General features: G+C 71.1%; 25 protein-coding genes. 13 read left to right on the top strand and 12 right to left on the bottom strand.

The genetic code is table 11. From position 1 onward, the window contains the following. The first annotated feature begins 7 nt into the window (after nucleotides 1–7). The 3 genes from OG329_RS34550 (at nucleotide 8) to OG329_RS34540 (ending at nucleotide 1,815) form a co-directional block, all read left to right on the top strand. Nucleotides 8–400 (top strand): YidH family protein, encoded by a 393-nt coding sequence (locus OG329_RS34550; RefSeq protein WP_405800471.1) that lies wholly within the window; start codon nucleotides 8–10, stop codon nucleotides 398–400. After that, entirely contained in the window at nucleotides 400–720 is a 321-nt protein-coding gene (locus tag OG329_RS34545; protein WP_405800470.1) for a DUF202 domain-containing protein, read from the top strand. Before OG329_RS34550 ends, OG329_RS34545 begins: the two co-directional genes overlap by 1 nt. 177 nt (nucleotides 721–897) lie before the next feature. Beyond that, entirely contained in the window at nucleotides 898–1,815 is a 918-nt protein-coding gene (locus tag OG329_RS34540; RefSeq protein WP_405800468.1) for an alpha/beta fold hydrolase, read from the top strand. Between the two features lie 31 nt (nucleotides 1,816–1,846). Here the strand turns inward: OG329_RS34540 and OG329_RS34535 are convergent, their stop codons facing one another. The 6 genes from OG329_RS34535 to OG329_RS34510 all read right to left on the bottom strand — a co-directional run bounded on the left by OG329_RS34535 (nucleotide 1,847) and on the right by OG329_RS34510 (nucleotide 5,111). Beyond that, nucleotides 1,847–2,506 carry a response regulator gene (locus tag OG329_RS34535; RefSeq protein WP_405800466.1) on the bottom strand — a complete coding sequence of 220 codons (660 nt, stop codon included), beginning with the start codon at nucleotides 2,504–2,506 and terminating at the stop codon, nucleotides 1,847–1,849. Next, nucleotides 2,503–3,657, bottom strand: a complete 1,155-nt coding sequence (locus tag OG329_RS34530) for a sensor histidine kinase (RefSeq protein WP_405800464.1) — start codon at nucleotides 3,655–3,657, stop codon at nucleotides 2,503–2,505. The genes OG329_RS34535 and OG329_RS34530 overlap by 4 nt, the downstream gene beginning before the upstream one ends. Before the next feature lie 88 nt (nucleotides 3,658–3,745). Next, nucleotides 3,746–3,913, bottom strand: a complete 168-nt coding sequence (locus tag OG329_RS34525) for a hypothetical protein (RefSeq protein ID WP_405800463.1) — start codon at nucleotides 3,911–3,913, stop codon at nucleotides 3,746–3,748. Between the two features lie 714 nt (nucleotides 3,914–4,627). After that, the gene (locus OG329_RS34520) at nucleotides 4,628–4,819 is read right to left on the bottom strand and encodes a hypothetical protein (RefSeq protein WP_405800461.1); all 192 of its coding nucleotides are present in this window, start codon (nucleotides 4,817–4,819) and stop codon (nucleotides 4,628–4,630) included. Continuing rightward, nucleotides 4,819–4,986: a hypothetical protein gene (locus tag OG329_RS34515; RefSeq protein WP_405800459.1), complete on the bottom strand. Its 168-nt coding sequence runs from the start codon at nucleotides 4,984–4,986 to the stop codon at nucleotides 4,819–4,821. The genes OG329_RS34520 and OG329_RS34515 overlap by 1 nt, the downstream gene beginning before the upstream one ends. Continuing rightward, nucleotides 4,983–5,111, bottom strand: a complete 129-nt coding sequence (locus tag OG329_RS34510; protein ID WP_405800457.1) for a hypothetical protein — start codon at nucleotides 5,109–5,111, stop codon at nucleotides 4,983–4,985. Before OG329_RS34510 ends, OG329_RS34515 begins: the two co-directional genes overlap by 4 nt. A gap of 242 nt (nucleotides 5,112–5,353) precedes the next feature. Here OG329_RS34510 and OG329_RS34505 point away from each other — a divergent pair, with 242 nt between their 5' ends. Next, nucleotides 5,354–6,544, top strand: coding sequence for a helix-turn-helix domain-containing protein (locus OG329_RS34505; protein WP_405800455.1), 1,191 nt, complete (start codon nucleotides 5,354–5,356; stop codon nucleotides 6,542–6,544). 451 nt (nucleotides 6,545–6,995) lie between these two features. Here the strand turns inward: OG329_RS34505 and OG329_RS34500 are convergent, their stop codons facing one another. Then, complete coding sequence (locus OG329_RS34500) at nucleotides 6,996–7,958, bottom strand: hypothetical protein (RefSeq protein WP_405800453.1); 963 nt, start codon at nucleotides 7,956–7,958, stop codon at nucleotides 6,996–6,998. A 142-nt stretch (nucleotides 7,959–8,100) separates the two neighbouring features. On the opposite strand from OG329_RS34500, the gene OG329_RS34495 reads away from it, so the two are divergent. The 3 genes from OG329_RS34495 (at nucleotide 8,101) to OG329_RS34485 (ending at nucleotide 10,773) form a co-directional block, all read left to right on the top strand. Further along, on the top strand, nucleotides 8,101–8,397 hold the full coding sequence (locus OG329_RS34495) for a hypothetical protein (protein WP_405800452.1): 297 nt from the start codon (nucleotides 8,101–8,103) through the stop codon (nucleotides 8,395–8,397). Nucleotides 8,398–8,522: 125 nt separating this feature from the next. Next, a complete protein-coding gene (locus OG329_RS34490; protein WP_405800450.1) occupies nucleotides 8,523–9,545 on the top strand; it encodes a phosphotransferase family protein in 1,023 nt (340 codons plus the stop codon). Nucleotides 9,546–9,552: 7 nt separating this feature from the next. Further along, complete coding sequence (locus OG329_RS34485; RefSeq protein WP_405800448.1) at nucleotides 9,553–10,773, top strand: acyl-CoA dehydrogenase family protein; 1,221 nt, start codon at nucleotides 9,553–9,555, stop codon at nucleotides 10,771–10,773. A gap of 5 nt (nucleotides 10,774–10,778) precedes the next feature. Here OG329_RS34485 and OG329_RS34480 read toward each other — a convergent pair whose 3' ends face one another. The 3 genes from OG329_RS34480 to OG329_RS34470 are packed head-to-tail and all read right to left on the bottom strand — an operon-like array spanning nucleotide 10,779 to nucleotide 13,954. Beyond that, entirely contained in the window at nucleotides 10,779–11,372 is a 594-nt protein-coding gene (locus tag OG329_RS34480) for a TetR/AcrR family transcriptional regulator (RefSeq protein WP_405800447.1), read from the bottom strand. A gap of 18 nt (nucleotides 11,373–11,390) precedes the next feature. Further along, nucleotides 11,391–13,181, bottom strand: a complete 1,791-nt coding sequence (locus tag OG329_RS34475) for a class I adenylate-forming enzyme family protein (RefSeq protein ID WP_405800445.1) — start codon at nucleotides 13,179–13,181, stop codon at nucleotides 11,391–11,393. Continuing rightward, nucleotides 13,178–13,954 carry an SDR family oxidoreductase gene (locus tag OG329_RS34470; RefSeq protein WP_405800443.1) on the bottom strand — a complete coding sequence of 259 codons (777 nt, stop codon included), beginning with the start codon at nucleotides 13,952–13,954 and terminating at the stop codon, nucleotides 13,178–13,180. The genes OG329_RS34475 and OG329_RS34470 overlap by 4 nt, the downstream gene beginning before the upstream one ends. Nucleotides 13,955–14,145: 191 nt before the next feature. Between OG329_RS34470 and OG329_RS34465 the strand changes: the two genes are divergently transcribed. Together OG329_RS34465 and OG329_RS34460 are read left to right on the top strand one after the other, a co-directional pair. Next, the gene (locus OG329_RS34465; protein ID WP_405800442.1) at nucleotides 14,146–15,420 is read left to right on the top strand and encodes an exo-beta-N-acetylmuramidase NamZ domain-containing protein; all 1,275 of its coding nucleotides are present in this window, start codon (nucleotides 14,146–14,148) and stop codon (nucleotides 15,418–15,420) included. Between the two features lie 198 nt (nucleotides 15,421–15,618). Further along, a complete protein-coding gene (locus OG329_RS34460; protein WP_405800441.1) occupies nucleotides 15,619–16,230 on the top strand; it encodes a hypothetical protein in 612 nt (203 codons plus the stop codon). Between the two features lie 150 nt (nucleotides 16,231–16,380). Here OG329_RS34460 and soxR read toward each other — a convergent pair whose 3' ends face one another. Continuing rightward, nucleotides 16,381–16,851, bottom strand: coding sequence for a redox-sensitive transcriptional activator SoxR (gene soxR / locus OG329_RS34455; protein ID WP_405800440.1), 471 nt, complete (start codon nucleotides 16,849–16,851; stop codon nucleotides 16,381–16,383). Nucleotides 16,852–16,969: 118 nt separating this feature from the next. Here soxR and OG329_RS34450 point away from each other — a divergent pair, with 118 nt between their 5' ends. Beyond that, entirely contained in the window at nucleotides 16,970–17,431 is a 462-nt protein-coding gene (locus OG329_RS34450; protein ID WP_405800438.1) for a MaoC family dehydratase, read from the top strand. On the opposite strand, the gene OG329_RS34445 is transcribed toward OG329_RS34450, so the two are convergent. After that, the gene (locus OG329_RS34445; RefSeq protein ID WP_405800437.1) at nucleotides 17,422–18,108 is read right to left on the bottom strand and encodes a TetR/AcrR family transcriptional regulator; all 687 of its coding nucleotides are present in this window, start codon (nucleotides 18,106–18,108) and stop codon (nucleotides 17,422–17,424) included. The two genes, OG329_RS34450 and OG329_RS34445, sit on opposite strands and share 10 nt — an antisense overlap. A 156-nt stretch (nucleotides 18,109–18,264) precedes the next feature. Here OG329_RS34445 and OG329_RS34440 point away from each other — a divergent pair, with 156 nt between their 5' ends. From OG329_RS34440 to OG329_RS34430, 3 genes are read left to right on the top strand one after another with little or no spacing between them, the layout of a single operon-like run. Beyond that, on the top strand, nucleotides 18,265–18,921 hold the full coding sequence (locus OG329_RS34440; RefSeq protein ID WP_405800436.1) for a TetR/AcrR family transcriptional regulator: 657 nt from the start codon (nucleotides 18,265–18,267) through the stop codon (nucleotides 18,919–18,921). A 14-nt stretch (nucleotides 18,922–18,935) separates the two neighbouring features. Then, a complete protein-coding gene (locus tag OG329_RS34435) occupies nucleotides 18,936–19,712 on the top strand; it encodes an ArsR/SmtB family transcription factor (protein WP_405800434.1) in 777 nt (258 codons plus the stop codon). Between the two features lie 33 nt (nucleotides 19,713–19,745). After that, entirely contained in the window at nucleotides 19,746–20,744 is a 999-nt protein-coding gene (locus OG329_RS34430; protein ID WP_405800433.1) for a DMT family transporter, read from the top strand. Nucleotides 20,745–20,761: the final 17 nt, after the last annotated feature.

The raw sequence follows: 20,761 nt of genomic DNA, 5'->3' as shown, positions 1-20,761 counted from the left end.
GCGACGGGTGATCGACTTTGTACGGAGCCTGCGGCTGTGGTTCGCGCCCCGGCGGATCAGCGACGAGGGCACGACCCCCGACTACCGCTTCTCGCTCGCCAACGAACGCACGTTCCTGGCCTGGATCCGCACCGCGCTCGCCCTGGTGGGCGGCGGGTTCGCGGTGGACCAGTTCCTGCCGGACCTGCGCTGGGGTGTGCGGGTGGGGTTGGCGGTGGTGCTGTTCGCCATCGGCGCGCTGAGCGCGTTGCGGGCGATCAGCCAGTGGGTGCGCAGCGAGCGCGCGATGCGGCGGGGCGAGGACCTGCCGGTGACGGCGTTCCCGACGCTGCTGGGTCTGTCGGTCGCCGCCGTCGCCGTGATCATGCTGGTCGTGGTGCTGTCCGGCGTGGCGGGCTGATGACGCAGCTACCGGGGGACGCCGCGCGGGACCCGGGACTCCAGCCGGAGAGGACCCGGCTGGCCTGGCGGCGTACGACCCTGACGTACACGGTCGTGGCGGTGCTCGCGGGCAGACAGGTACTGCGGGACGACGTGACGGTGGCGGGGGTCGTCGCGGCGGCGCTGAGCGCGCTCGTGTGGGTGGCGTTCCTCTGGGTGGCGCACCGGCGGATGGTGGCGCTGGACACGGCGGAGCCGCGTGCGCTGCCGGTGCGGGCGGGGGTGGCTGCGGTGGTGTGCGTGGTGTGTCTGGCGGCGTTCGGTGTGACGGTGGTCTGAGCGGGCTCGGAGATGGCTCTGGGCGGGCGGTATCCCCTGGTCGGGGGAGCTGTCCCCCGTGCGAGCTACGTGCGGATGTCCACCGTGGGGTGACGATTCCGGATCACTGAATCCGTAGCGTTGGGTGCAGCCGCGGCACACGGGTCGCGGCCTCAATTCTCTTATGGGGAGAGCACCATGATCCGCCATCACAGGGCATCCACCGCGATCGCGCTGGCCTGCGCCGTGGCCGGTGCGGGGCTTGTCGGCTGCGAGGAAGCCTCGACTGCGGATTCGAAGCCGTCCGCGAGTGCGAGCGCCGCCGGTGGCGCGGACGAGGCCGCCGAGATGGCCTCGTTCACCGGTACGAAGAAGATCAAGGTCGAAGGCCGTTCGGTGAACGTGTCGTGTTCGGGCAGTCCGGTGGAAGGCCGGCCGGTCGTCGTCCTGCTGCACGGGGGCGGTGACGGACTGGACAAGCTGGCCGGCTTCCAGAAGACCCTGGGCGAGAAGGACCGGACCTGTTCCTACGACCGGCTCGGCGCGGGCGCGAGCGATCAGCCCGACGGTCCCCAGACCCTCGAGGACGGCGGGAAGGTGCTGACGGCGGTGCTCGACCAGGTCGCCGGGGACGCGCCGGTCGTCCTGGCCGGGCATTCGCTGGGCGGGCTGATCGCCGCCAGGTACGCCCCCGATCATCAGGACAAGGTCAAGGGGCTGGTCCTGATGGACGCCACCTCACCGACACAGAGCGCCGACCTCAGCAAGGAGATCCCCGAGTCGGCCACCGGCATGGCGGTCGACCTGCGTGAGCAGACCCTCGCGATTCTGCGCGGCGAGAGCCCGGAGAAGCTGGTGGTACCCGACGGGGAGGTCCGCTCCGCGGGGAACATCCCGGTGGAGGTGATCCAGCACGGGAAGCAGTATCTCGCCGCTGTTCCCGAGTACGGGCCGGACCTGGAGCGGGCGTGGTCCGACGGTCAGCAGAAGTGGCTCGCGATATCCGGCGACAGCGAGCTGAGCACGGCCGGGAACAGCGAGCACTACATCTATGTCGACGAGCCCGATGTGGCGGTCGCGGCGATCGAGCGCGTCGTGTCGAAAGCCGCGGGCTGACGCCCCGTCGGGCACACCCGCAGGAGCACCGTCAGGTGACCAGGCCGTGGCGGTAGGCGTAGACGACGGCCTGGACACGGTCGCGAAGTCCTAGCTTGGTCAGGATGCGCGACACGAAGGTCTTGACGGTCTCCGGGCTGATATGGAGTGCCGCGGCTATCTCGCTGTTGGACAGGCCGTCCGCGATGAGGTGCAGGACCTCCAACTCGCGGGGAGTCACCGGAAGGTCGTCCGGAGGGCGCCCCGCGGGCCGGATCCGGGCGGCGTGCACGCCCACGAGCCGGCGCGTCACCTCGGGGTCCAGCAGTGCGGCCCCCGTCGCCACGGTCCGGATCCCGTGCAGCAGTTGGGCCGGCGGCGCGTCTTTGAGCAGGAAGCCGCTCGCACCGGCGCGCAGCGCCTCGTACACGTACTCGTCCAGGTTGAACGTGGTCACGACGAGCACCTTCACGGCCTGCGTCACCCCGGCGCCGGCGAGCAGGCGGGTGGCCTCGATGCCGTCGAGTACGGGCATGCGTACGTCCATGACCACGACGTCCGGGGCCAGTTCGGCGGCCAGCTCGACGGCGGTCCGGCCGTCTCCGCACTCGCCCACGACCTCCAGGTCGGGCTGGGCGTCGATGATCGTGACCAGTCCGGTGCGGACCATCACCTGGTCGTCGCAGACCAGGACCCGGATCGGCGCGGTCATGACCGCTCCTCGGCGGGTATGCGGGCCCGTACGGTGAAGCCGCCGTCCGGACCCCGGTCCGCGCTGAAGTCGCCGCCCAGGGCGTCGACCCGTTCGCGCAGACCGGCCAGGCCACGCCCGCTCCCGCCGGGGGACGCGGCGGGTGAGCCGGAGCCGTCCGTGCCGATCGCCACGGTGATCTCCCTTTCGCCGTGGTGCACCTGGACCGAGGTGCGGCTGCCGTGGTCGTACTTGAGCGCGTTCGTCAGGGCCTCCTGCACGACCCGGTAGGCCACGAGGTCGGCGCTGCTGGTCGAGCGCGCGGGAGCGCCCTTCTCGGTGAACTCCACCGGCTGCCCGGCTCGCCGGCTGCGCTCCACGAGCGGGAGGAGTCCGCCGACGGACGCGGTCGAGGTCCCGGTGCCATGGTCGGGGTTGAGCAGGTCGAGCAGATGCCGCAGATCGGTGATGGCCCGCCGGCCGGTGTCGCCGACGCCGGTCAGGGTCTCGTCGAGCCGTTCGGGCGCGGCGGTCAGATAGCGTGCCGCCTCGGACTGCACGACCATGGCCGTCACATGGTGGGTCACGACATCGTGGAGTTCGCGGGCGATGCGGGTGCGTTCGGCGGTACGGGTGTCGTCGGCGACCCGGCGGCGGCGTTCTGTCTCGGCGGCCCTGTTGGAGCGCAGCCACGCGCCGATTGCCCAGACGAGAGCCAGCGCCAGATAGAACGTCACGAACTCCTCCACGGGCTTGCCCGGGGCGAGTTGGTCGAGCGCGACGGCCAACGGCACATAGGCGGCGGAGAACACCAGCACGGTGGCGCGCCGGTGCCGCTCCAGCCGGGAGCCCAGGGTCAGCACGGTGATGGCCAGCCCGGTGCCCGCGAAGGAGTGGTAGCCGCGGAGTTGGTCGAGAGCGAAGCCGGTCGACACCAGGGTGAGAGCGACGACGGGCCATCGCCGGCAGATGACGAGCGGAAAGCACTGGAGGCCGACGGCCACGACGGCGAGCGCGTCGAAGGACCGGGTCGGCACGCCACCGAGCACCGTTCCGTGACTGTGCAGCGCAGGCACGAGCGACCCGACGAAGAACAGCACCCCGACGGCGAGATACCACACGGGGCTGCTGACACGGCGCCACCACTGCGGGGCCCGCGGAAGGTTGGTCACCGGGAGAGCCTAGTGAACGCGGCGCGGTGACGTTGACCGGGTCCACCCGGTGGCAGATCACACCTGGACACCAACCGGACCAACCGGATCATGACGCCTCCTCACCAGGAACACCCACAGACCGGCCGGCGGCCACACCGAAGTACGACACGGTGAGTATGGCCATCCGCACCGCACGCACGCCGAATACGGGGACGAGTGCGACCCCGTCGCCCACACCAACCACCCCCACCAGCACGGAGAGAGCTGCGGACACGGACACCCGCCTTGGCTGCGTCGGGCCGGGCCGGACCTGTCGTAGCTTCCGGTGCGAGGCCACGTCGCGGCATCGCTGTCGTGCGGGCGGGCGCGGCCGTTGACCGGGAATGACGTGACTGCGCCCTGAGCTGCCGGGTAGCTGCCACACTGATGTTGTGGCCCTTGCCGGTAGCTTTTCCAAAGAGATGGCAAAGCCCCCTCAAAACCGCAGGTCGCGAAGCGTTCTCCCCGCGCAGGCGGGGGTGTTCCGTGACAGGGGGGCGTGCCCTTCAGGCCGCAGATGTTCTCCCCGCGCAGGCGGGGGTGTTCCGCCCACCGGACGGACGGGGGCGGGAGAGTCTGGTTCTCCCCGCGCAGGCGGGGGTGTTCCGAACATGACCGCCCGAGGTGAGGACCACGAAGGGTTCTCCCTGCGCAGGCGGGGGTGTTCCGACGTAGGCGACGAGATCGCCGATCGTCTCGTAGTTCTCCCCGCGCAGGCGGGGGTGTTCCGCCGTGTTGCCGCTAAGGCTCGCGGTGCAGGGCGTTCTCCCCGCGCAGGCGGGGGTTGTTGGGCCGGACGGTGGCGGTGGCGGCCGCGAGTTCGGTGGCGGTCAGGAGTCGTGGGCATCCCGTGTGACGGGGGCCTGGAGGTGCTACTCATGAGGGGGCGCTCCTCCGTGCTGGGTGGTTGGGACTCCGCCCTGGCCGGAGTCGTCGGCCAGGGCGGGAATCAGTCGGTTCGCGGCTCGTCGCTGTCCGGTGCGGGGCCGAGGGTGAGCCACTGTGGCCGGGCGGGGTGGTCGTGCGTCAGGTCTTCGGGGTGGATCGGGTCGCCGCGCCAGAGGAGGGTGACGCCGTGTTCGGGGCAGTGGGCGCCGTGCGAGTCTTCGATGGGGAACTCGTGATCTCCGCTGGTGCACATCACGGCTGCGCTCCCAAAGCCGGGCGGGCAGTGGCGGACTGGAGCTGTTCCTCTGCGGGCGTGAGGACCAGCGGGCGCAGTTTCTCGCCCGGCCATCGGTCGCCCCGGTCGTAGTAGTTGGGGTCCCACGGGTCCGGAGGCGCGGCCGGCGCACCGGGCGCAGTCACCGGTTGCCCGACCTGGCCGCGAGGCTGGCCGAACGGGTCTCGCGCAGCCGGGCCTTGATCGGGCCAACGTCCTGGCAGTCGACGCCTTGATTCCGGCACTTGTAGCAGCCGGACACGTGGTCCATGAACGCGTTGTGGGCTGTGGTGTACCCAGCGTCCAAGTCGGGTTCACCGCTGTCCTGTTCGAATGCCTGCGGGGAATGCTGTGGTCGCCTGTGGTCTGGCACGTTGGGGCTCCCTGATTGAGCTTCGGTCATCCCCCGAACCGGTGACGCGGTTGCGGGGATCTACGTTCCGCCACGTTTCCGTCACCACACGTTCGTGCACAGCGGCCCTGTGTAGGCCCGATGTAGCCCACACTGGCCGTATGAGCGGGGAGACTGTGGCCCACACGATCAAGCGGCTGAGGCAGGCCAAAGGCTGGAGCCAGCCGCGCTTAGCCGCCGAGATGTGCCGCGCGGCCGGGCTGCCCCCCGAATCCCTCACCCGACAGGACGTGTACCGGTATGAGAAAGGCAAACGGACACCGCGCGACTGGCTGCCCGCACTCGCACTCGCCCTAGCCGTGCCGCTCGCCGAGTTCGAGGCGGCCCTGACCCCGCAGACAGTCCAGCCCGCGACCGTGGCCGACTTCCTGCCCGAGGGCGAGCCGCTGGCCCCACTGAAGACCCGCCAGGGCAGGCGCGTCGGAACAAGCGACGTCACCGACCTGGCTGGCAGGATCCACGGCCTGCGCCTGGCCGACGACGTCATGGCCGGGGGCGACCTGATCGCGCCCGCACTTCGGGAACTGCGTTCCGCGGTGAAGCTCTACCGCGAGGGCAGGCACACTGAGGAGATCGGTCGCGCGCTCCTCACTCAGATCGGGGAACTGGCACAGATCGCCGGATGGATCGCGGCAGACGCCGGCCAGCAAACGGAGGCGGAACGCATATACCGGCTAGGGCTGAGCGCCGCGCAGCAGGCCGACGACGTGACCGGAGTGGGCAACCTGTCCGGGTCGCTGGCCTACATGTGGGCCAACAACGGCCAAGCGGACAAGGCCGTCGAGCTGGCCCGTGCCGGCTTGTCCGACGACGCCCCGCCGAAGGCACGGGCCCTGCACTGGGACCGTGTGGCGTGGGCGCACACTCAGGCCCATCAGGCGAAGCCAGCGATCCGCGCACTTGGCGAGGCCCGCGAGGCGTTGGAGAAGGATCACGGGGACAACCCACCGTTCCTGTACTGGGTATCGCAAGACGAACTGACCGTCATGGAGGCGCGGGTCTACACCGAGTTGCACCGCCCCCTCCGCGCAGTCCCGATCCTGACCGAGGTGCTGGTCCGGTACGACGCCACCAGGGCGCGGGAGTTGGCCCTGTACCTCTCGTGGCTGGCGGTGGCCTACGCGGACGCCAACGAGCCGGAAGAGGCTGCGGCGACCGCGCAACGCGTCATCTCGATGTCCGCCGACGTTGCCAGCGACCGGACAGCGGAGCGCATCAAGGTCGTCCTGGGCCGGCTGCGCGAGTACGACGGCGTCCCCGAGGTGCGGGCCGTACTTGACGGAGTTGCCTAGAAACGAGGACGTCGGCGGCGGTGTCGGCTGCTCCCGCTGGTACGGGGCCGGTTTCAGGGTGCGGAGTCGTTCTCCCCGCGCAGGCGGGGGTGTTCCGGATCAAGCGCGGCGGTTGGTGCGGTACGGCCGGGATCGCCTTCGGCGTGCCTGTGGTTGTCGGAGTTGCGTTCTTCGCGGTGAGCCTCCTGCGAAGCCGCAGGAAGTGGAAGAGGTCCGACGCCAAGAAACGCCGGACCAAGATGGCCGCTCGCCAAGGGGGGGAAGACGAGGGCGGAGTCGTGCCGTTGTCCTTCGGAAAGGGCGCCTCGGATGGGGCGCTGTCCCCTTGGGTCTGCTGCTGGACATCGCGGACACGCCCCGGCGGGAACAGTCGCTGCGGTGCGGCTCATCGCTCTGGCAGGAGCCGGGCTGATGTCTCCGTGCCGTGCCCGATAGCTGCAGGCCCATCGGCCTACCGGTTGCCCGTCTTGTACCGTGCCCGCGTCCCCGCGCGGGGGCGGGTGCCCGAGCCGGTGCGGGAGGTGGATCTCGTGCGGAGCGCCAAGGCGATCCTGCGCTGTTCGCGGCCCGCGAAGCCCGGCTCGCGGGCCATCAGCCGGATCAGCTCCTCGCGTACGTGGGTGCTGCGGCCCGCCTCGGTGAAGTACCGGGCCTCGGCGAGGGCGTGGGCGACCTGGTGGTGACGGGGTGTCGGTGTCGACGGCTCGTCGAACCAGTTCCAGTGCGGGAACGACTCGTTGACCTTTGGCTGGTCGTCGGCCAGGTGCGTCCATACGCGGTGGTTCAGGGACACGTTGGTCACATGTCCGGCGGGCAGGGTCCGTACCCAGGCGTTGTCGGGGTCCTGTTGCCAGCGGCGGGTGTTCGGGCTGGTGCGGACACGGGGTGTCACCCCGATGTAGCGCAGCTTGCGGCGGATGACCGCCCACGGTTCGCGGGTCTCCTCGATCCAGGTGGCCAGGTGGCGGTGGAGGGTGCCGTAGCTGCGTCCCAGGGCGACGACGTCGACCAGGGCGATCGGGCGTTTGCGGCGGGCCAGCGCGTACGGCTCAAGGCCCACGGCGGCGAGATGTTCGCGGAAGCGGCGGACGGTGGCCGGGGTCCATTCGTCGTCGGTCATGCAGGAGACCGGCAGCCGCAGCAACCTCCCGTCCCACGGGGAGTGTTCCAGCGCACCGGTCAGCAGGTCGTACATGGAGTCGAGCGACCGGCCGAGGAAGCAGAGGTCGGCGCCGTCGGCGCGGGCGAGGATCTTGGCGGTGGTGCCGGTCAGCTCGGCGAGGACCAGGTCGCTGGGCGGGCTCTGGTCCTGCGGCGCGGGGAGCGTGCCGAGTTGGTCGGGCCGGCCGCCGCCGAACGCGGACAGCGACCAGCGGTAGGGCTGGGGCGGCGGCGGTGCGGTTTCGGCGGTCATGCCGCCCAGTTCAGCAGCGCACACCGTGTCGGGTCATCCGATTTACGGGACGCGAACCGGACCTACCGGCCATGACGGACCGGGCTGGTAGCGTCCCGTCCGGCCGAGCAAATCACCATCAAGCACAATAAAGGCGTACATCATGACGGCTCCTCACCAGGAACACCCGACGCACGAGCACACCCACGGACCGGCCTGCGGCCACACCGAAGTACGGCACGGCGACCACGTCGACTACGCGCACGACGGCCATCTGCACCGCAGGCACGCCGAGCACTGGGACGAGTGCGAGCCCGTCGCCCACGTCACCCACGACAACCACCCCCACCGGCACGGCGAGGGCTGCGGCCATCCCGCCGTCGCGCACGGCGACCACAAGGACTACGTCCACGACGGCCACCGCCACGCGGCCCACGAGGGGCACTGGGACGACCACTGATCCGGGAGGACGGACACGCGCCGGGTCCGGTCCCGGGCCCGGCGCGCACTGGACGGCATACCGACTGGTCGGCATCATGGGCGGCGAGGACAGCACCCGCCCCGCCACCCATGGAGGTACGACCGATGAGCGCCAGTCCCCCGCCAGGACTCGACCCGGAGAAGCTGCGCGGCCGTCTCGACCGTGAGCGCCCCGGTCTGGTGGCGGGACCGCTGAGCGCCCGGCTCGTCGAGGGCGGCCGGTCGAATCTCACGTACGTGGTCGGCGACGGCTCCCACGACTGCGTGGTCCGCAGACCCCCGCTCGGCCATGTCCTGGCCACGGCGCACGACATGAAGCGCGAGTTCCGGGTGATCAGCGCGCTGCACCCGACGGCCGTGCCGGTGCCGCGGACGCTGCTGATGTGCGAGGACCCGGGCGTGCTGGGGGCTCCGTTCTACGTGATGGAGTACGTGGCGGGGACCCCGTACCGTACGGCCGAACAGCTCGCCCCCCTCGGCCCCGAGCGGACCCGCGCCGTGCTCCTGGCCCTGGTCGACACCCTCGTCGAACTGCACGCGGTCGACCCGGCGGCGGTGGGGCTCGCCGACTTCGGCCGGCCCGAGGGTTTCCTCGACCGCCAACTGCGGCGCTGGGGCAAGCAGTTGGACGCTTCGCGCAATCGGGACCTGCCCGGCGTAGACGAGTTGCACGCGGCTCTCGGCCGCTCGTTGCCCCACTCCCCCGCGCCCACGGTCATTCACGGCGACTACCGGCTCGACAACGTCCTGATCGGCGACGACGACAGCGTCAAGGCCGTACTGGACTGGGAGATGTCCACGCTCGGCGATCCGCTGACCGACCTCGGGCTGCTGGTGATGTACAGCGCGCCGCTGGAGATCACCGGCTCCCCGATCAGTACGACCGCGGGCGCGGCCGGCCATCCGGACCCGGCCGAGCTGATCGAGCGTTACGCCGCCCGGTCGGGCCGCGACACCTCGGCGATCGCCTGGTACACGGCCTTCGCCTGGTTCAAGCTCGCGGTGATCCTCGAGGGCATCCACTACCGCTACACGCTGGGCCAGACGGTCGGCGGCGGTTTCGAGCGCATCGGGGATCTCGTTCCCGTCTTCATCCAGCACGGCCTGACCACCCTCAAGGAAGGCTGACCGCAGCATGGACTTCGCATTCGACGCCCGTACCGAGGAACTGCGCACCGAGCTGATGGCGTTCATGGACGAGCACGTCCGTCCCGCCGAGGCGATCGCGCACGAACAGCGGGCCCGGCTCGCCGACCCGTGGAACACCCCGGCGATCGTGGACGAGTTGAAGGCCGAGGCCCGTAAGCGGGGGCTGTGGAATCTGTTCCTCCCGGACGCGGAGCACGGCGCCGGGCTGACCAACCTCCAGTACGCGCCGCTCGCCGAAATCACCGGCCACAGCCCGCAGTTGGCCCCCACCGCGCTCAACTGCGCGGCGCCCGACACCGGAAACATGGAGGTCCTGGCCCAGTTCGGCACCGACGAGCAGAAGAAGCGGTGGCTGGAGCCGCTGCTGGCCGGTGAGATCCGCTCGGCGTTCGCGATGACCGAGCCGGAGGTCGCCTCGTCCGACGCGACGAACATCCGCACCCGGATCGACCGCGACGGCGACAGCGGCGACTATGTGATCAACGGCCGTAAGTGGTACATCTCCGGGGCCATGAACCCGGACTGCCGGATCTTCATCGTCATGGGCAAGACCGACCCGGACGGCGCCGACACCCGCCGCCAGCAGTCGATGATCCTCGTCCCGCGCGACACCCCCGGCCTCACCGTCGAGCGCGCGATGAGCGTGTACGGCTACGAGGACCACTACCACGGCGGCCACGCCGAGGTGTCCTTCACCGACGTCCGCGTCCCGGCGGCCCATCTCGTCGGCGAGGAGGGCGGCGGCTTCGCCATCGCCCAGGCCAGGCTCGGCCCCGGCCGCATCCACCACTGCATGCGGCTGATCGGCATGGCCGAGCGTGCCATCGAGCTGATGTGCCGGCGGGCCGTGTCCCGTACGGCCTTCGGCAAGCCCATCGCCCAGCAGGGCGTCGTCCGGAACTGGATCGCCGACGCGCGGGTGACGGTGGAGCAGTTGCGGCTGCTGGTGCTCAAGACGGCCTGGCTGATGGACACGGTCGGCAACCGGGGCGCCCATACGGAGATCCAGGCCATCAAGATCGCGACCCCGCGCGCGGTGGTCGACATCATCGACAGCGCGGTGCAGCTCCACGGCGCCGGCGGGGTCAGCCAGGACTATCCGCTGGCGGAGCTGTGGGCGGCGGCGCGGACGCTGCGGCTGGCGGACGGGCCGGACGAGGTGCACCAACGGTCCCTGGCGCGCCGGGAGTTGAAGAAGTACCTGTAGGCCCGCTACGGGCGCAGCGCGCGCAGCAGCAGGTCCGCGAGGTGGTCGGCGACCTGCTGCGGTGTGAGCGGGCCGTCCGGCCGGTACCAGGTGGAGAGATGGTGGACGGACCCGAAGTGGTAGTCCACCACCAGATCGGCCGGCGTGGCGTCGATGAACACCCCACCGCGCTGGCCCTCTTCGACCAGCGCGCGGAACCGTTCGTGGTAGCGCCGCCGCTCGGCCCGTACCTGCTTGTTCTTCTCCGGGCTCAGATGGTGCATCGAGCGGAAGAAGATCGCCGCGTCGTCCAGATTGTCGATGGTGGTCACGACCACGTCGGCCGCCGCCGCGCGCAGCCGCCGTTCCACGGGCTCGTCGGCGTCGGCGAAGGCGTCCAGCCGCTCCTGCTGGAGGCGGAGCACCCGTGCGTAGACCTCCTGGAGGAGGTCTTCCTTGGAGCCGAAGTAGTGGTAGAGCGCGCCCTTGGTGACGCCCGCCGCCTCCACGATCTCCTGGACCGACGTGCTGCCGTACCCCTGCTCGGCGAAAAGCCGGGTGGCGGCGGCGAGCAGCCGCTGGGGGACGGGGGTGCCGTTCCCTTCCGTCGTTCTGGCCACTGTCGCCACCTGCCCTTCTCAGCTCGTGGCGGGGTCCACCGCCGTGGTGTCCGCCGCCGTCCGGTGACGTGAACGCAGTTCCCGCCTGAGGATCTTCCCACTCGTGGTCTTCGGCAGCTCGGGCAGGACCTCCACCCGGCGGGGATATTTGTACGCGGCGAGGCGTTCGGCGCAGTACGCGGCCAGCTCGGCGGGGTCGGCCGTCGCCCCCGGCCGGAGGCTGACGTACGCCTTCACGCTCTCGCCCCGGTAGGCGTCGGGGACGCCGATCACGGCCGCCTCGCGCACCGCGGGGTGCGTGTAGAGGACGTCCTCGACCTCGCGCGGCCAGACCTTGAAGCCGGAGGCGTTGATCATGTCCTTCTTGCGGTCCACGACGTAGAGCCAGCCGTCGGTGTCCATGAAGCCGATGTCGCCGGTGCGCAGCTCCCCGTCCGGGAAGGTCTCGGCGGTGGCCGCGGGCAGCTTCCAGTAGCCGGAGACGACCTGGGGACCGCGTACGGCGATCTCGCCCCGCTCGCCGAACGGCACGTCCCCGCCCGCCTCGTCCACGATCCGCACGACGCAGTCGGGACCGGGGACACCCACGGACAGCGTGCCGGACACCGGGTCGACGGGCGCCTCCTTCTCCGGTGGCACGGCCGCGCACGGGGCGGTGCACTCGGTGAGCCCGTAGCCGTTGCGCAGATACCGGCCGAAGGCCGCGCGGAACTTCTCGACCAGCGCGGGCGGCACCGGGGCGCCGCCCGAGGAGAGCACGGCGAAGGAGCTGAAGTGGTCCGGTGTGGCGGCCGGATGGGCGGCGAGCGCCATGAAGGCCGTGGAGGGGCCGACGGTGTAGGCGGGGCGGTGCTCGGCGAACGCGTCGAGGACGACGCCGGGTTCGAAGCGGTACGCGAGGATCAGCGTGCCCGCGTTGCCGAGGCAGGCGGCCAACTCGCAGACCAGACCGGTGATATGGAACAGCGGGGCGAGCACGAAATAGCCGGCGCCCGCAGCGAGCGGGTGGCCGACGCGCTGGCGCTCGGCGTTGACGGTGATGTTGCCGTGGGAGTTCATCGCGCCCTTGGGGGTGCCGCTGGTGCCCGACGTATAGCTGATCAGCGCCACGTCGGACGCGGCCGGGTCGCGCTCGGCGGGCGCGGGCAGAGAGCGGCGGGCGACATCGAGCAGGTCGTCGGTGTCGGCGGGGCGCGGCAGCCGTTCGAAGCCGAGGACGCGGGGGTCGTCGCGGGTCTGGAGGTCGTGCTCGGCGACGGTCAGGACGATCCGTACGGGGGACGCCTCGGCGGTGTCGCGCAGGAACGACTCCCAGGCGCGGTCGGAGCAGACCAGCGCGCTCACCCCGGCGTCCGAGAGGACGTGGGTGATCTCGGCCGACTTGTACATCGGGTTCACCGGGACGACGATCGCGCCGGCCTTCCACGCCGCGAGCAGCGCGATGACGAACTGCGGGGTGTTCTGGAGCATGATCGCGACACGGTCGCCGCGTGCCAGGCCCCGGGCGGCGAGATGCCCGGCGACGGAGTCGGAGAGCGCGTCGGTCTCGCCGTAGGTCAGCCGGCCGTCGAAGTAGACGAGCGCGGGTTGCCGGGGTGCCCGCCCGGCGGCGGCGCGGAAGGCGTGCAGGACGGAGGGCGGCGGGTGGATTTCGGACCGCTGGGCCTCGCTGAGCTGGGCGATCCAGGGTTTGTCCGCGTAGCTGAGGGGTGGGGGTCGGCGGCCGGGCGGTACGGGACCGGGCGGTACGGGACCGGGCCTTGCGGGACCGGGCCTTGCGGGGCCGTCCGGCGCCGTCGGTGGAGTCATCGGCCCGCTCCTTCCCACTTCTGCTGGATCTGGTTCATGCCGGTCAGCCAGCGGTCGGGGTCGGCGGATCGGGCCTGGTAGTAGCCGGCCACCTCGGCGTGCGGCAGCACCAGGAACCGGTCCTCGTCCATCGCGTCGAACAGCGCGTCGGCGACGTCCTCGGGCTCGATCGCGGTCGGGGCGAGTACGAGATCGCCCGCCGATCCGGCGGCGGTCAGCATGTCCGTACGCACGCCCTGCGGACAGATCGCGTGGACCTTGAGCCCGCGGTGGCGGTAGGTCAGCGAGAGCCATTCCGCGTAGGCGAGCGCGCCGTGTTTGGTGACGCTGTACGGCGCGGCGCCGATCATCGTGAGCAGTCCGGCGGCCGAGACGGTGGAGACGAACCGGCCCTCGCCGCGCTCAAGCCAGTCGGGCAGCAGGATCCGGGAGGCGCGTACATGCGCCATCACGTTGACGTCCCAGGCGGACGCCCAGATGTCGTCGTCGGCGAAGGCGTCGCCCGCCGAGCCGAGCCCGGCGTTGGCGCAGTAGATGTCGACGGTGCCGCCGAGCGCGTCGCGTGCCCGCTCGACCACGGCGGAGGCGTCGCCCGGTACGGCGACGGCGTCGGCGCCGATGTCCTCGGCGACGGCCGTGGCCTTCGCCGCGTCGAGGTCGTTGACGACGACGCGGGCGCCTTTGGCGGCGAATCCACGGGCGAGGGCGGCGCCGATACCGCCACCGGCCCCCGTGACCACCACGCGCGCGCCCTGTACCGCACTCACCTTCATCGGACCTGCCTCTCCGGTTCACCGCGTCTGCCCTTGGCAGACTAACCAGTCGGTATGTTACGGCGGAAGGGGCCGGTCCCCCGGGGCGTCCGGCGACCGAGGAGCAAGGTGCGTCCGGCACGTTCCGCACGGCCGCCGCAGCCACTACCGTCCGTGGCCATGACAACCGACATGATCACGGAGGTGGCCGAATGAGCCTGTCCAGACGGGGGTTGCTCGCCATGGGCGGCGCGGCGGGCGCGGTGACAGCGGCGGGCGCGGTCGGGGCGGCGGGGACGCCGGCCGCCGCGATCGACCGGGACAACGCCAACGGCGGTCATGTCCGTACCGGCTTCGACCGGCTCGCGGCCGACGGCTACCGGCTCCTCGCCGGCCAACGGGTCGGGGTCGTCACCAACCCGACCGGCGTCACACGCGATCTGCGGCACATCGTCGATGTCATGCACCCGGACGAACGCGTCGACCTGACCGCCGTCTTCGGCCCCGAGCACGGCTTCCGCGGCACGGCGCAGGCCGGCGGTTCCGAGGGCAGGTACGACGACCCGGCGACCGGGCTGCCGGTGTACGACACGTACCAGACCAGCGGGCAGCGGCTGGCCGACATCTTCAGCGAGTCGGGCGTCGACACGGTCGTCTTCGACATCCAGGACGCGGGCGCCCGCTTCTACACCTACATCTGGACCCTGTACGACTGCATGGAGGCGGCGGCCCTCGCGGGCAAGCGCTTCGTCGTGCTCGACCGCCCCAACCCCGTCACCGGACGGGCCGCGCTCGGGCCCGTCCTGCGTCCGGAGTTCGCGACGTTCGTCGGGCGTCAGCCGATCTCGCAGGCGCACGGGATGACGGTGGGCGAGCTGGCGCTGCTGTTCAACGGCGAATTCCTCGCCCGGCCGGTGGAGCGACTGGACATCGTGAAGATGGCCGACTGGCGCCGCTCGGACTTCTACGACGCCACCGGCCTGCCGTGGGTCCCGCCGAGCCCCAACATGCCGACGCCGGAGACCGCGCTCGTCTACTCGGGCACCTGCCTGTTCGAGGGCACGAACCTCTCCGAGGGGCGCGGCACGACCCGCCCCTTCGAACTCCTGGGCGCCGAGGGTGTCGACCGCGCGTGGGCCGAGGCGGCCAACGCCGAGCAACTGCGCGGGGTGCGCTTGAGGGAGGCGTACTTCGCGCCGACGTTCTCCAAGTTCCAGGGCAAGACCGTCGGCGGGGTCCAACTGCACGTCCACGACCGGGAGTCGTTCGACCCGGTGCGTACGGGGATCGCGCTGCTGGTGACGGCGAAGCGGTCGTGGAGCGGTTTCGCCTGGCGCCCGGACAACTGGATCGACAAGCTGACCGGCTCGGTGTCCGTACGCACCCTGATCGACGCGGGCGCGGACACGGACGAGGTGGTGGGCGCCTGGAGCGGCGAACTCGCGGCGTTCCGGGCGCTGCGCGATCGGTATCTCCAGTACCGCTGAGCGGGCCGAAAAGTACCGCTGAGCGGGCCGATCGCGGCGCGTCGTCGGCCCCGGCCGTGACTCTCATCCGCTTCGAAGGCAGCTCTCAGGAGTGAAAACTACCCTGATGGCTGCCATCGGATTTTCGATGGAGCCGGATCGGGCACGCGTACGTCTATTGGATGACGCTGGTACAGCAACCGACGGAGGTGGCAGGCGATGGCCGGATTCCGGAGTCTCGCGAGACAGGTGCGCGATCCGCGATGTGATCTGGCACTACGCCGGTATTCACTGCGTAAGTGCCTTGAGCGATTTGCCCCTTATGGACATCGAGCCACCTGGGACCATCTGTGTGAACGGCATGACATCGAGCCGGAGGACAGGGCCCCCGATCCGGCGCGGCTGGTGGCCGCGCTCGACGAACTCGAAGAGGGGCGGGCCGTCTGGCTGGCCTACGAGGTCCAGTTCGCGAAGCGGCGTAAGCGTGAGAAGCACGACGGACTGAGAAGACCGGGATCGTTCGACGACTGGCACCGCCGGACCTGGGGCGGCAACGGGGTGGCGCGGTGCGACGATCCGGCCGTCCACCCGACGGAGCCGCTGGCGGAGGTGTTGCGGCGGCTGATCGCCGGACTGGAGTCGGCACCGGGCGGTGTGTGCCCGGTGTGTTCGCGGAAGGGGATCGTCTGGCGGCCGGATCTGTCGCAGGCTCCCTGGTCGGGACCGGTGTGTGAGGGCTGTGGCATTGTCGTGCCGCGGCCCGTTCTCACCTCCGAGGCCATGGAGCGGGCGAAGGTCGTACGGCGGCGGGAGCCGGCCTCGGCGGCCTGACCCGCACCGGGCGGGCCGGACCGAACAGCGGCGGACTTGACGTGACCGTGACGTACATACGGATCGGGCGGGGGCGCACCGATCCGTCAGGACGTACGGGACGCACAGGACGCACAGGACGCACAGCACGTACGGGAACGTGCGCGGCGCCTACTTGGGCGCCCGGTTGCGCTCCGCCAGGAGCCGCGAGCCGGACATCCGGTCGCCGAACGCGTCGTCCGGGTTGGACAGCACGCATGTCTCCAGCGACAGACACCCGCAGCCGATGCAGTCGGTCAGATGGTCCCGCAGCCGCCCGAGCTGTTTGATGCGCTCGTCCAGCTCCGAGCGCCACGCCTGCGAGAGCCGCGCCCAGTCGTCGTGGTTGGGCGTACGCCCCTCGGGAAGCTGCGCGAGAGCGTCCCTGATGGTGGCGAGCGGGATTCCCACGCGCTGGGCCGCGCGCACGAAGGCGACCCGGCGCAGTGTGTCCCTGGTGTAGCGGCGCTGGTTGCCGCTGGTCCTGCGGCTGGTGATCAGCCCCTTCGCCTCGTAGAAGTGCAGGGCGGACGTGGCGGCGCCGCTGCGCGCCGACAGTTGCCCGACGGTGAGTTCATGGACCTTCTCCGGAATCTGCGGCACCCGGCCGAGCCTACGTGGGCCGACGTGTCACGCGTTGACAGGACAGACGGCCCCAACCATGCTGAGCAAGCGCTTGGACACCGCGCGGACGGCGCTTGAGAGGCAGGTATCGACAGACATGGCTGAGCCGAGGATCTTCACTTCCGCCGAGGAACTGCGCGCCGCCGTCGGCGAGCGGTTGGGGCACAGCGACTGGCTGGAGGTGGACCAGCGGCGGATCGATCTGTTCGCCGAGGCCACCGGTGACCACCAGTGGATCCATGTGGACCCGGAGCAGGCGGCGAAGGGACCCTTCGGCACGACCGTCGCGCACGGCTATCTGACGCTGTCGCTCCTGCCGGTCCTCGTCCCGCAGGTGCTGGCCGTCGAGAACGTGACCATGGGCGTCAACTACGGTGCCAACAAGGTCCGTTTCCCCTCCCCCGTACCCGTGGGCTCGCGGCTGCGCGCCACGGCGGTGCTGAAGGAGGTCGCGGAGGCGGGCGGCGGCGTACAGATCACGGCGGTCGTCACGATCGAGCGCGAGGGTGGCGAGAAGCCGGTGTGCGTGGCGGAGTCGGTCTCCCGCTACTACTTCTGAGACTGCTTGTGAGACTGCTTCTGAGCCACGGCGGCCGGTTCCGGCAGCGGGTGGTCGCGTGCCACCACCATGCGCAGGACGAGGTCGGCGTAGAGCGCGCCGACCTCGTCGGGTGTCCGGTGCCCCCGCGCGTTGAACCAGCGCGCCACGTCGATGCACAGCGAGAGCACGGCCAGCGTGGTGCCCGGCACGTCCGGGACGTCGAACTCCCCGTCGCGTACGCCGTCCTGGAGGATCCGGCGCACGGTCGCGTCGCTGCGCCTGCGCAGTTCGACGATCTCGGCGCGGTGCTCGTCGGCGAGGGCGTCGAGTTCGTACTGGACCACCCGCGCCGTGGTGTGGCGTGCCGCGTGCCAGCCGACGAATGAGCGGACCGCGTCGGTGAGCCGCTCGGCCGCCGTGCCGTCGCGGTCGGCGGCGGCGGTGAGGATCTGAAGGGCCTTGTCATGGCCGATCCGGCTGATGCGGTGAAGGAGTTCTTCCTTGGTCTTGTAGTGGATGTAGAGCGCCGCCGGGCTCATGCCGGCGCGGCTCGCGATGTCGCGGGTGGTGGTGGCGTGGTAGCCGCGTTCGGCGAACGCCTCGACGGCGGCGACGAGCAGCCTTCTGGCCGCCTCGGGGGTGACCTCACCCCACGGCATGCCCTCGCCGTCGGCCGTCCGCTCCGCCGTACGCATCGCTCTCGCCCCTTCCGGTCACTTCCGGTCGACAGAACGCACACCCTACCCCCGAAGGTGAGCAAGCGCTTAGGTGTGTGCTTCCGGACCACTGGCACGCTCCCACCCGGAGCACTGCCACACTCCGGCCGGGACCACAGCCATACGATGTGCGCCATGGCCCGACCCCGCAAGCCGCTGCTGAGCCGAGACCGCATCGTCGCGACCGCGGGCGCGCTCGTGGACGCCGAAGGGCTCGGTGCCGTCTCCACCCGCCGGCTGGCCGCGGAGCTGGGGGTCAGCGGGCCGTCCCTCTACAACCACTTCCGCAACAAGGACGAGATCCTGGACGCCGTCGCGGACTCCGTCAGCGCGCAGGTCGATCTGTCGATGTTCGACGAGGCCGATGTACGGGACTGGCGCACCGCGCTGCACGACTACGCCGTCTCGTACCGCGCCGCGCTCACCGCGCACCCGCACATCGTGCCCGTACTCGCCCAGGGTCCGGGCCGCCGCCCGGCGGGGCTGCGGGTGGCCGACGCGGTCTTCGGCGCGATGGTACGGGCGGGGTGGCCGCGCGCTCAGGCGACCCATATCGGGGCGCTGATGCGGTACTTCATCACGGGCTCGGCGCTCGGCTCGTTCGCGCGCGGCTTCGTGGACGACGAGACGGCGTACGACCCCGCCGACTATCCGCATCTCGGCCAGGCGCATCTGCTGGCCGAGCGGCAGCAGCGGGTGGACGAGGGGGCCTTCGAGACGGGGCTCAGGGCGCTGCTCGACGGGCTGGCGGGGCAGTACGAGACAGTTCGGGCCACACCGAAGAGTTCCTGAGGCACCCTGGAGGCATGCCGCAGACCTCCACCACGCCCCACACCCCCCACCCGGCCCGTCCCGGCGCCGACCCGCTCGGACTTCCCGCCCCGTCGGCGTCCCCCGGCTCGCTCCTCGCGGGCTTCGCCGCGCTGCTCGCCGACGAGACGCGGGCCGTCTTCTGTCTCTCCCTGCTCGACGGGCGCGCCTGGACCGCCGGTGAGCTGGCCCGCGAGGCCGGTGTCGCCGCGTCCACCGCGAGCGAGCACATCGGGAAGCTGATCGCCGCCCGACTGGTCACCGAGGAGCGGCAGGGCCGCCACCGGTACGTACGGCTGGCCGACGCGACCACCGCCGAGCTGGTGGAGTCGCTGGCCGCGCACGTCATGCCGGGCCGCGACAGCCCGCACATCGTCCTCGCGTCGCGGGCGAGCGGCGCCATGGCGCGTGGGCGCACGTGCTACGACCACTTCGCCGGGCGGCTCGGGGTGGCGATCACGCAGGCGATGGGACGGCGCGGACTGCTGCTGATGGACGCGGGCTTCGCGCTCACCGATGAGGGCATGGACTGGTTCCGGGAGCGGGGCATCGCGCTTCAGAGCGCCGGGCGGCGCCCGGTGGTCAGCTCCTGTCTGGACTGGACGGAGCGCCGGCGTCATCTGGCGGGGGTCGCGGGGGCGGGTCTGTGCCGGCTCGCCCTGGAGTCGAACTGGTGCGTGCGCATCGGTACGGAGCGGGCGGTACGGGTGACGCCGACCGGGGAGCGGGTCTTCGCCGAACTACTCGGGATCGAACCCTCAATACTTCGGTGACGACCGAACCGTTAAGGGCTTAACATCGCTCCCATGGCGAACCCTTCCGGTCCGCGCGCCCAGGCGCGCCCGGCCGCACCGACGACCGCTCCAGGCACCACAGGCACCTCCACCCCGGCGACCGGCCGCGCGCGACCGCTGGCGCTGGCCGCCGCCGGGGTCACCGTCGTCCTGTGGGCGTCGGCCTTCGTGTCCATCCGCAGCGCGGGTGAGGCGTACGCGCCGGGCGCGCTGGCGCTCGGGCGGCTGCTGACCGGATCGCTGGTGCTGGTCGCGATCCTGCTGATACGCCGCGAGGGGCTGCCGCCGCGCGCCGCCTGGCCTGGCATCGTGGTGTCGGGCCTGCTCTGGTTCGGTGGCTACTCGGTCGTCCTCAACTGGGGCGAGCAGTTGGTCGACGCGGGCACGGCGTCCCTCGTCGTGAACATCGCGCCGCTGCTGATGGCGCTGCTCGCCTTCCGTCTGCTGGGCGAGAGTCTGGCGCCCCGGCTGCTCACCGGCATGGCGGTGTCCTTCGCGGGTGCCGTGGTGGTCGGGCTGTCGATGGCGGGCGGCGGCAGCACCTCCGTACTCGGCGTGGTGCTCTGTCTGGTGGCGGCGGTGGCGTACGCGGGCGGTGTCGTCGCCCAGAAGCCCACGCTGGCGTACGCGAGCCCGTTGCAGGTGACGACGTACGGCGCGCTGATCGGGGCGGCCGGCTGCCTGCCCTTCGGCTGGCAGTTGGTGCAGGACGCCGCGCACGCGCCGCTGTCCGCGACGCTCAACATGGTCTATCTGGGCGTCTTCCCGACCGCGCTGGCGTTCACGACCTGGGCGTACGCCCTGGCCCGTACGACCGCTTCGCGGATGGGCGCCACGACGTACGCGGTGCCGGCGATCGTCGTCCTGATGGCCTGGCTGCTGCTGGACGAGATCCCCGGCGCGCTCACACTCGCCGGTGGTGTGCTGTGCCTCGCGGGAGTCGCGGTGGCGCGCTCGCGTCCGCGCTCGCGCCCGCGCCGGGTGAAGGACCGGCCGTCCCGGACGGCCTGAGACTTTCTTACGGTCTG

The organism is Streptomyces sp. NBC_01506 (assembly GCF_045040295.1).
In the GTDB taxonomy this organism is placed as follows: domain Bacteria; phylum Actinomycetota; class Actinomycetes; order Streptomycetales; family Streptomycetaceae; genus Streptomyces.
This window is presented reverse-complemented; position numbering and strand designations above follow the sequence as displayed.

Excerpts from the sequence above, each read along its gene's own strand:
- OG329_RS34535 (WP_405800466.1), bottom strand. The coding sequence starts at position 2,506 with ATGACCGCGCCGATCCGGGTCCTGGTCTGCGACGACCAGGTGATGGTC.
- OG329_RS34440 (WP_405800436.1), top strand. The coding sequence starts at position 18,265 with ATGGCCCGACCCCGCAAGCCGCTGCTGAGCCGAGACCGCATCGTCGCG.
- OG329_RS34485 (WP_405800448.1), top strand. The coding sequence starts at position 9,553 with ATGGACTTCGCATTCGACGCCCGTACCGAGGAACTGCGCACCGAGCTG.
- OG329_RS34435 (WP_405800434.1), top strand. The coding sequence starts at position 18,936 with ATGCCGCAGACCTCCACCACGCCCCACACCCCCCACCCGGCCCGTCCC.
- OG329_RS34470 (WP_405800443.1), bottom strand. The coding sequence starts at position 13,954 with ATGAAGGTGAGTGCGGTACAGGGCGCGCGCGTGGTGGTCACGGGGGCC.
- OG329_RS34430 (WP_405800433.1), top strand. The coding sequence starts at position 19,746 with ATGGCGAACCCTTCCGGTCCGCGCGCCCAGGCGCGCCCGGCCGCACCG.
- OG329_RS34510 (WP_405800457.1), bottom strand. The coding sequence starts at position 5,111 with ATGGACCACGTGTCCGGCTGCTACAAGTGCCGGAATCAAGGCGTCGAC.
- OG329_RS34475 (WP_405800445.1), bottom strand. The coding sequence starts at position 13,181 with ATGACTCCACCGACGGCGCCGGACGGCCCCGCAAGGCCCGGTCCCGCA.
- OG329_RS34445 (WP_405800437.1), bottom strand. The coding sequence starts at position 18,108 with ATGCGTACGGCGGAGCGGACGGCCGACGGCGAGGGCATGCCGTGGGGT.
- OG329_RS34540 (WP_405800468.1), top strand. The coding sequence starts at position 898 with ATGATCCGCCATCACAGGGCATCCACCGCGATCGCGCTGGCCTGCGCC.
- OG329_RS34500 (WP_405800453.1), bottom strand. The coding sequence starts at position 7,958 with ATGACCGCCGAAACCGCACCGCCGCCGCCCCAGCCCTACCGCTGGTCG.
- OG329_RS34460 (WP_405800441.1), top strand. The coding sequence starts at position 15,619 with ATGGCCGGATTCCGGAGTCTCGCGAGACAGGTGCGCGATCCGCGATGT.
- OG329_RS34520 (WP_405800461.1), bottom strand. The coding sequence starts at position 4,819 with ATGTGCACCAGCGGAGATCACGAGTTCCCCATCGAAGACTCGCACGGC.
- OG329_RS34545 (WP_405800470.1), top strand. The coding sequence starts at position 400 with ATGACGCAGCTACCGGGGGACGCCGCGCGGGACCCGGGACTCCAGCCG.
- OG329_RS34490 (WP_405800450.1), top strand. The coding sequence starts at position 8,523 with ATGAGCGCCAGTCCCCCGCCAGGACTCGACCCGGAGAAGCTGCGCGGC.
- OG329_RS34495 (WP_405800452.1), top strand. The coding sequence starts at position 8,101 with ATGACGGCTCCTCACCAGGAACACCCGACGCACGAGCACACCCACGGA.
- OG329_RS34450 (WP_405800438.1), top strand. The coding sequence starts at position 16,970 with ATGGCTGAGCCGAGGATCTTCACTTCCGCCGAGGAACTGCGCGCCGCC.
- OG329_RS34505 (WP_405800455.1), top strand. The coding sequence starts at position 5,354 with ATGAGCGGGGAGACTGTGGCCCACACGATCAAGCGGCTGAGGCAGGCC.
- OG329_RS34465 (WP_405800442.1), top strand. The coding sequence starts at position 14,146 with ATGAGCCTGTCCAGACGGGGGTTGCTCGCCATGGGCGGCGCGGCGGGC.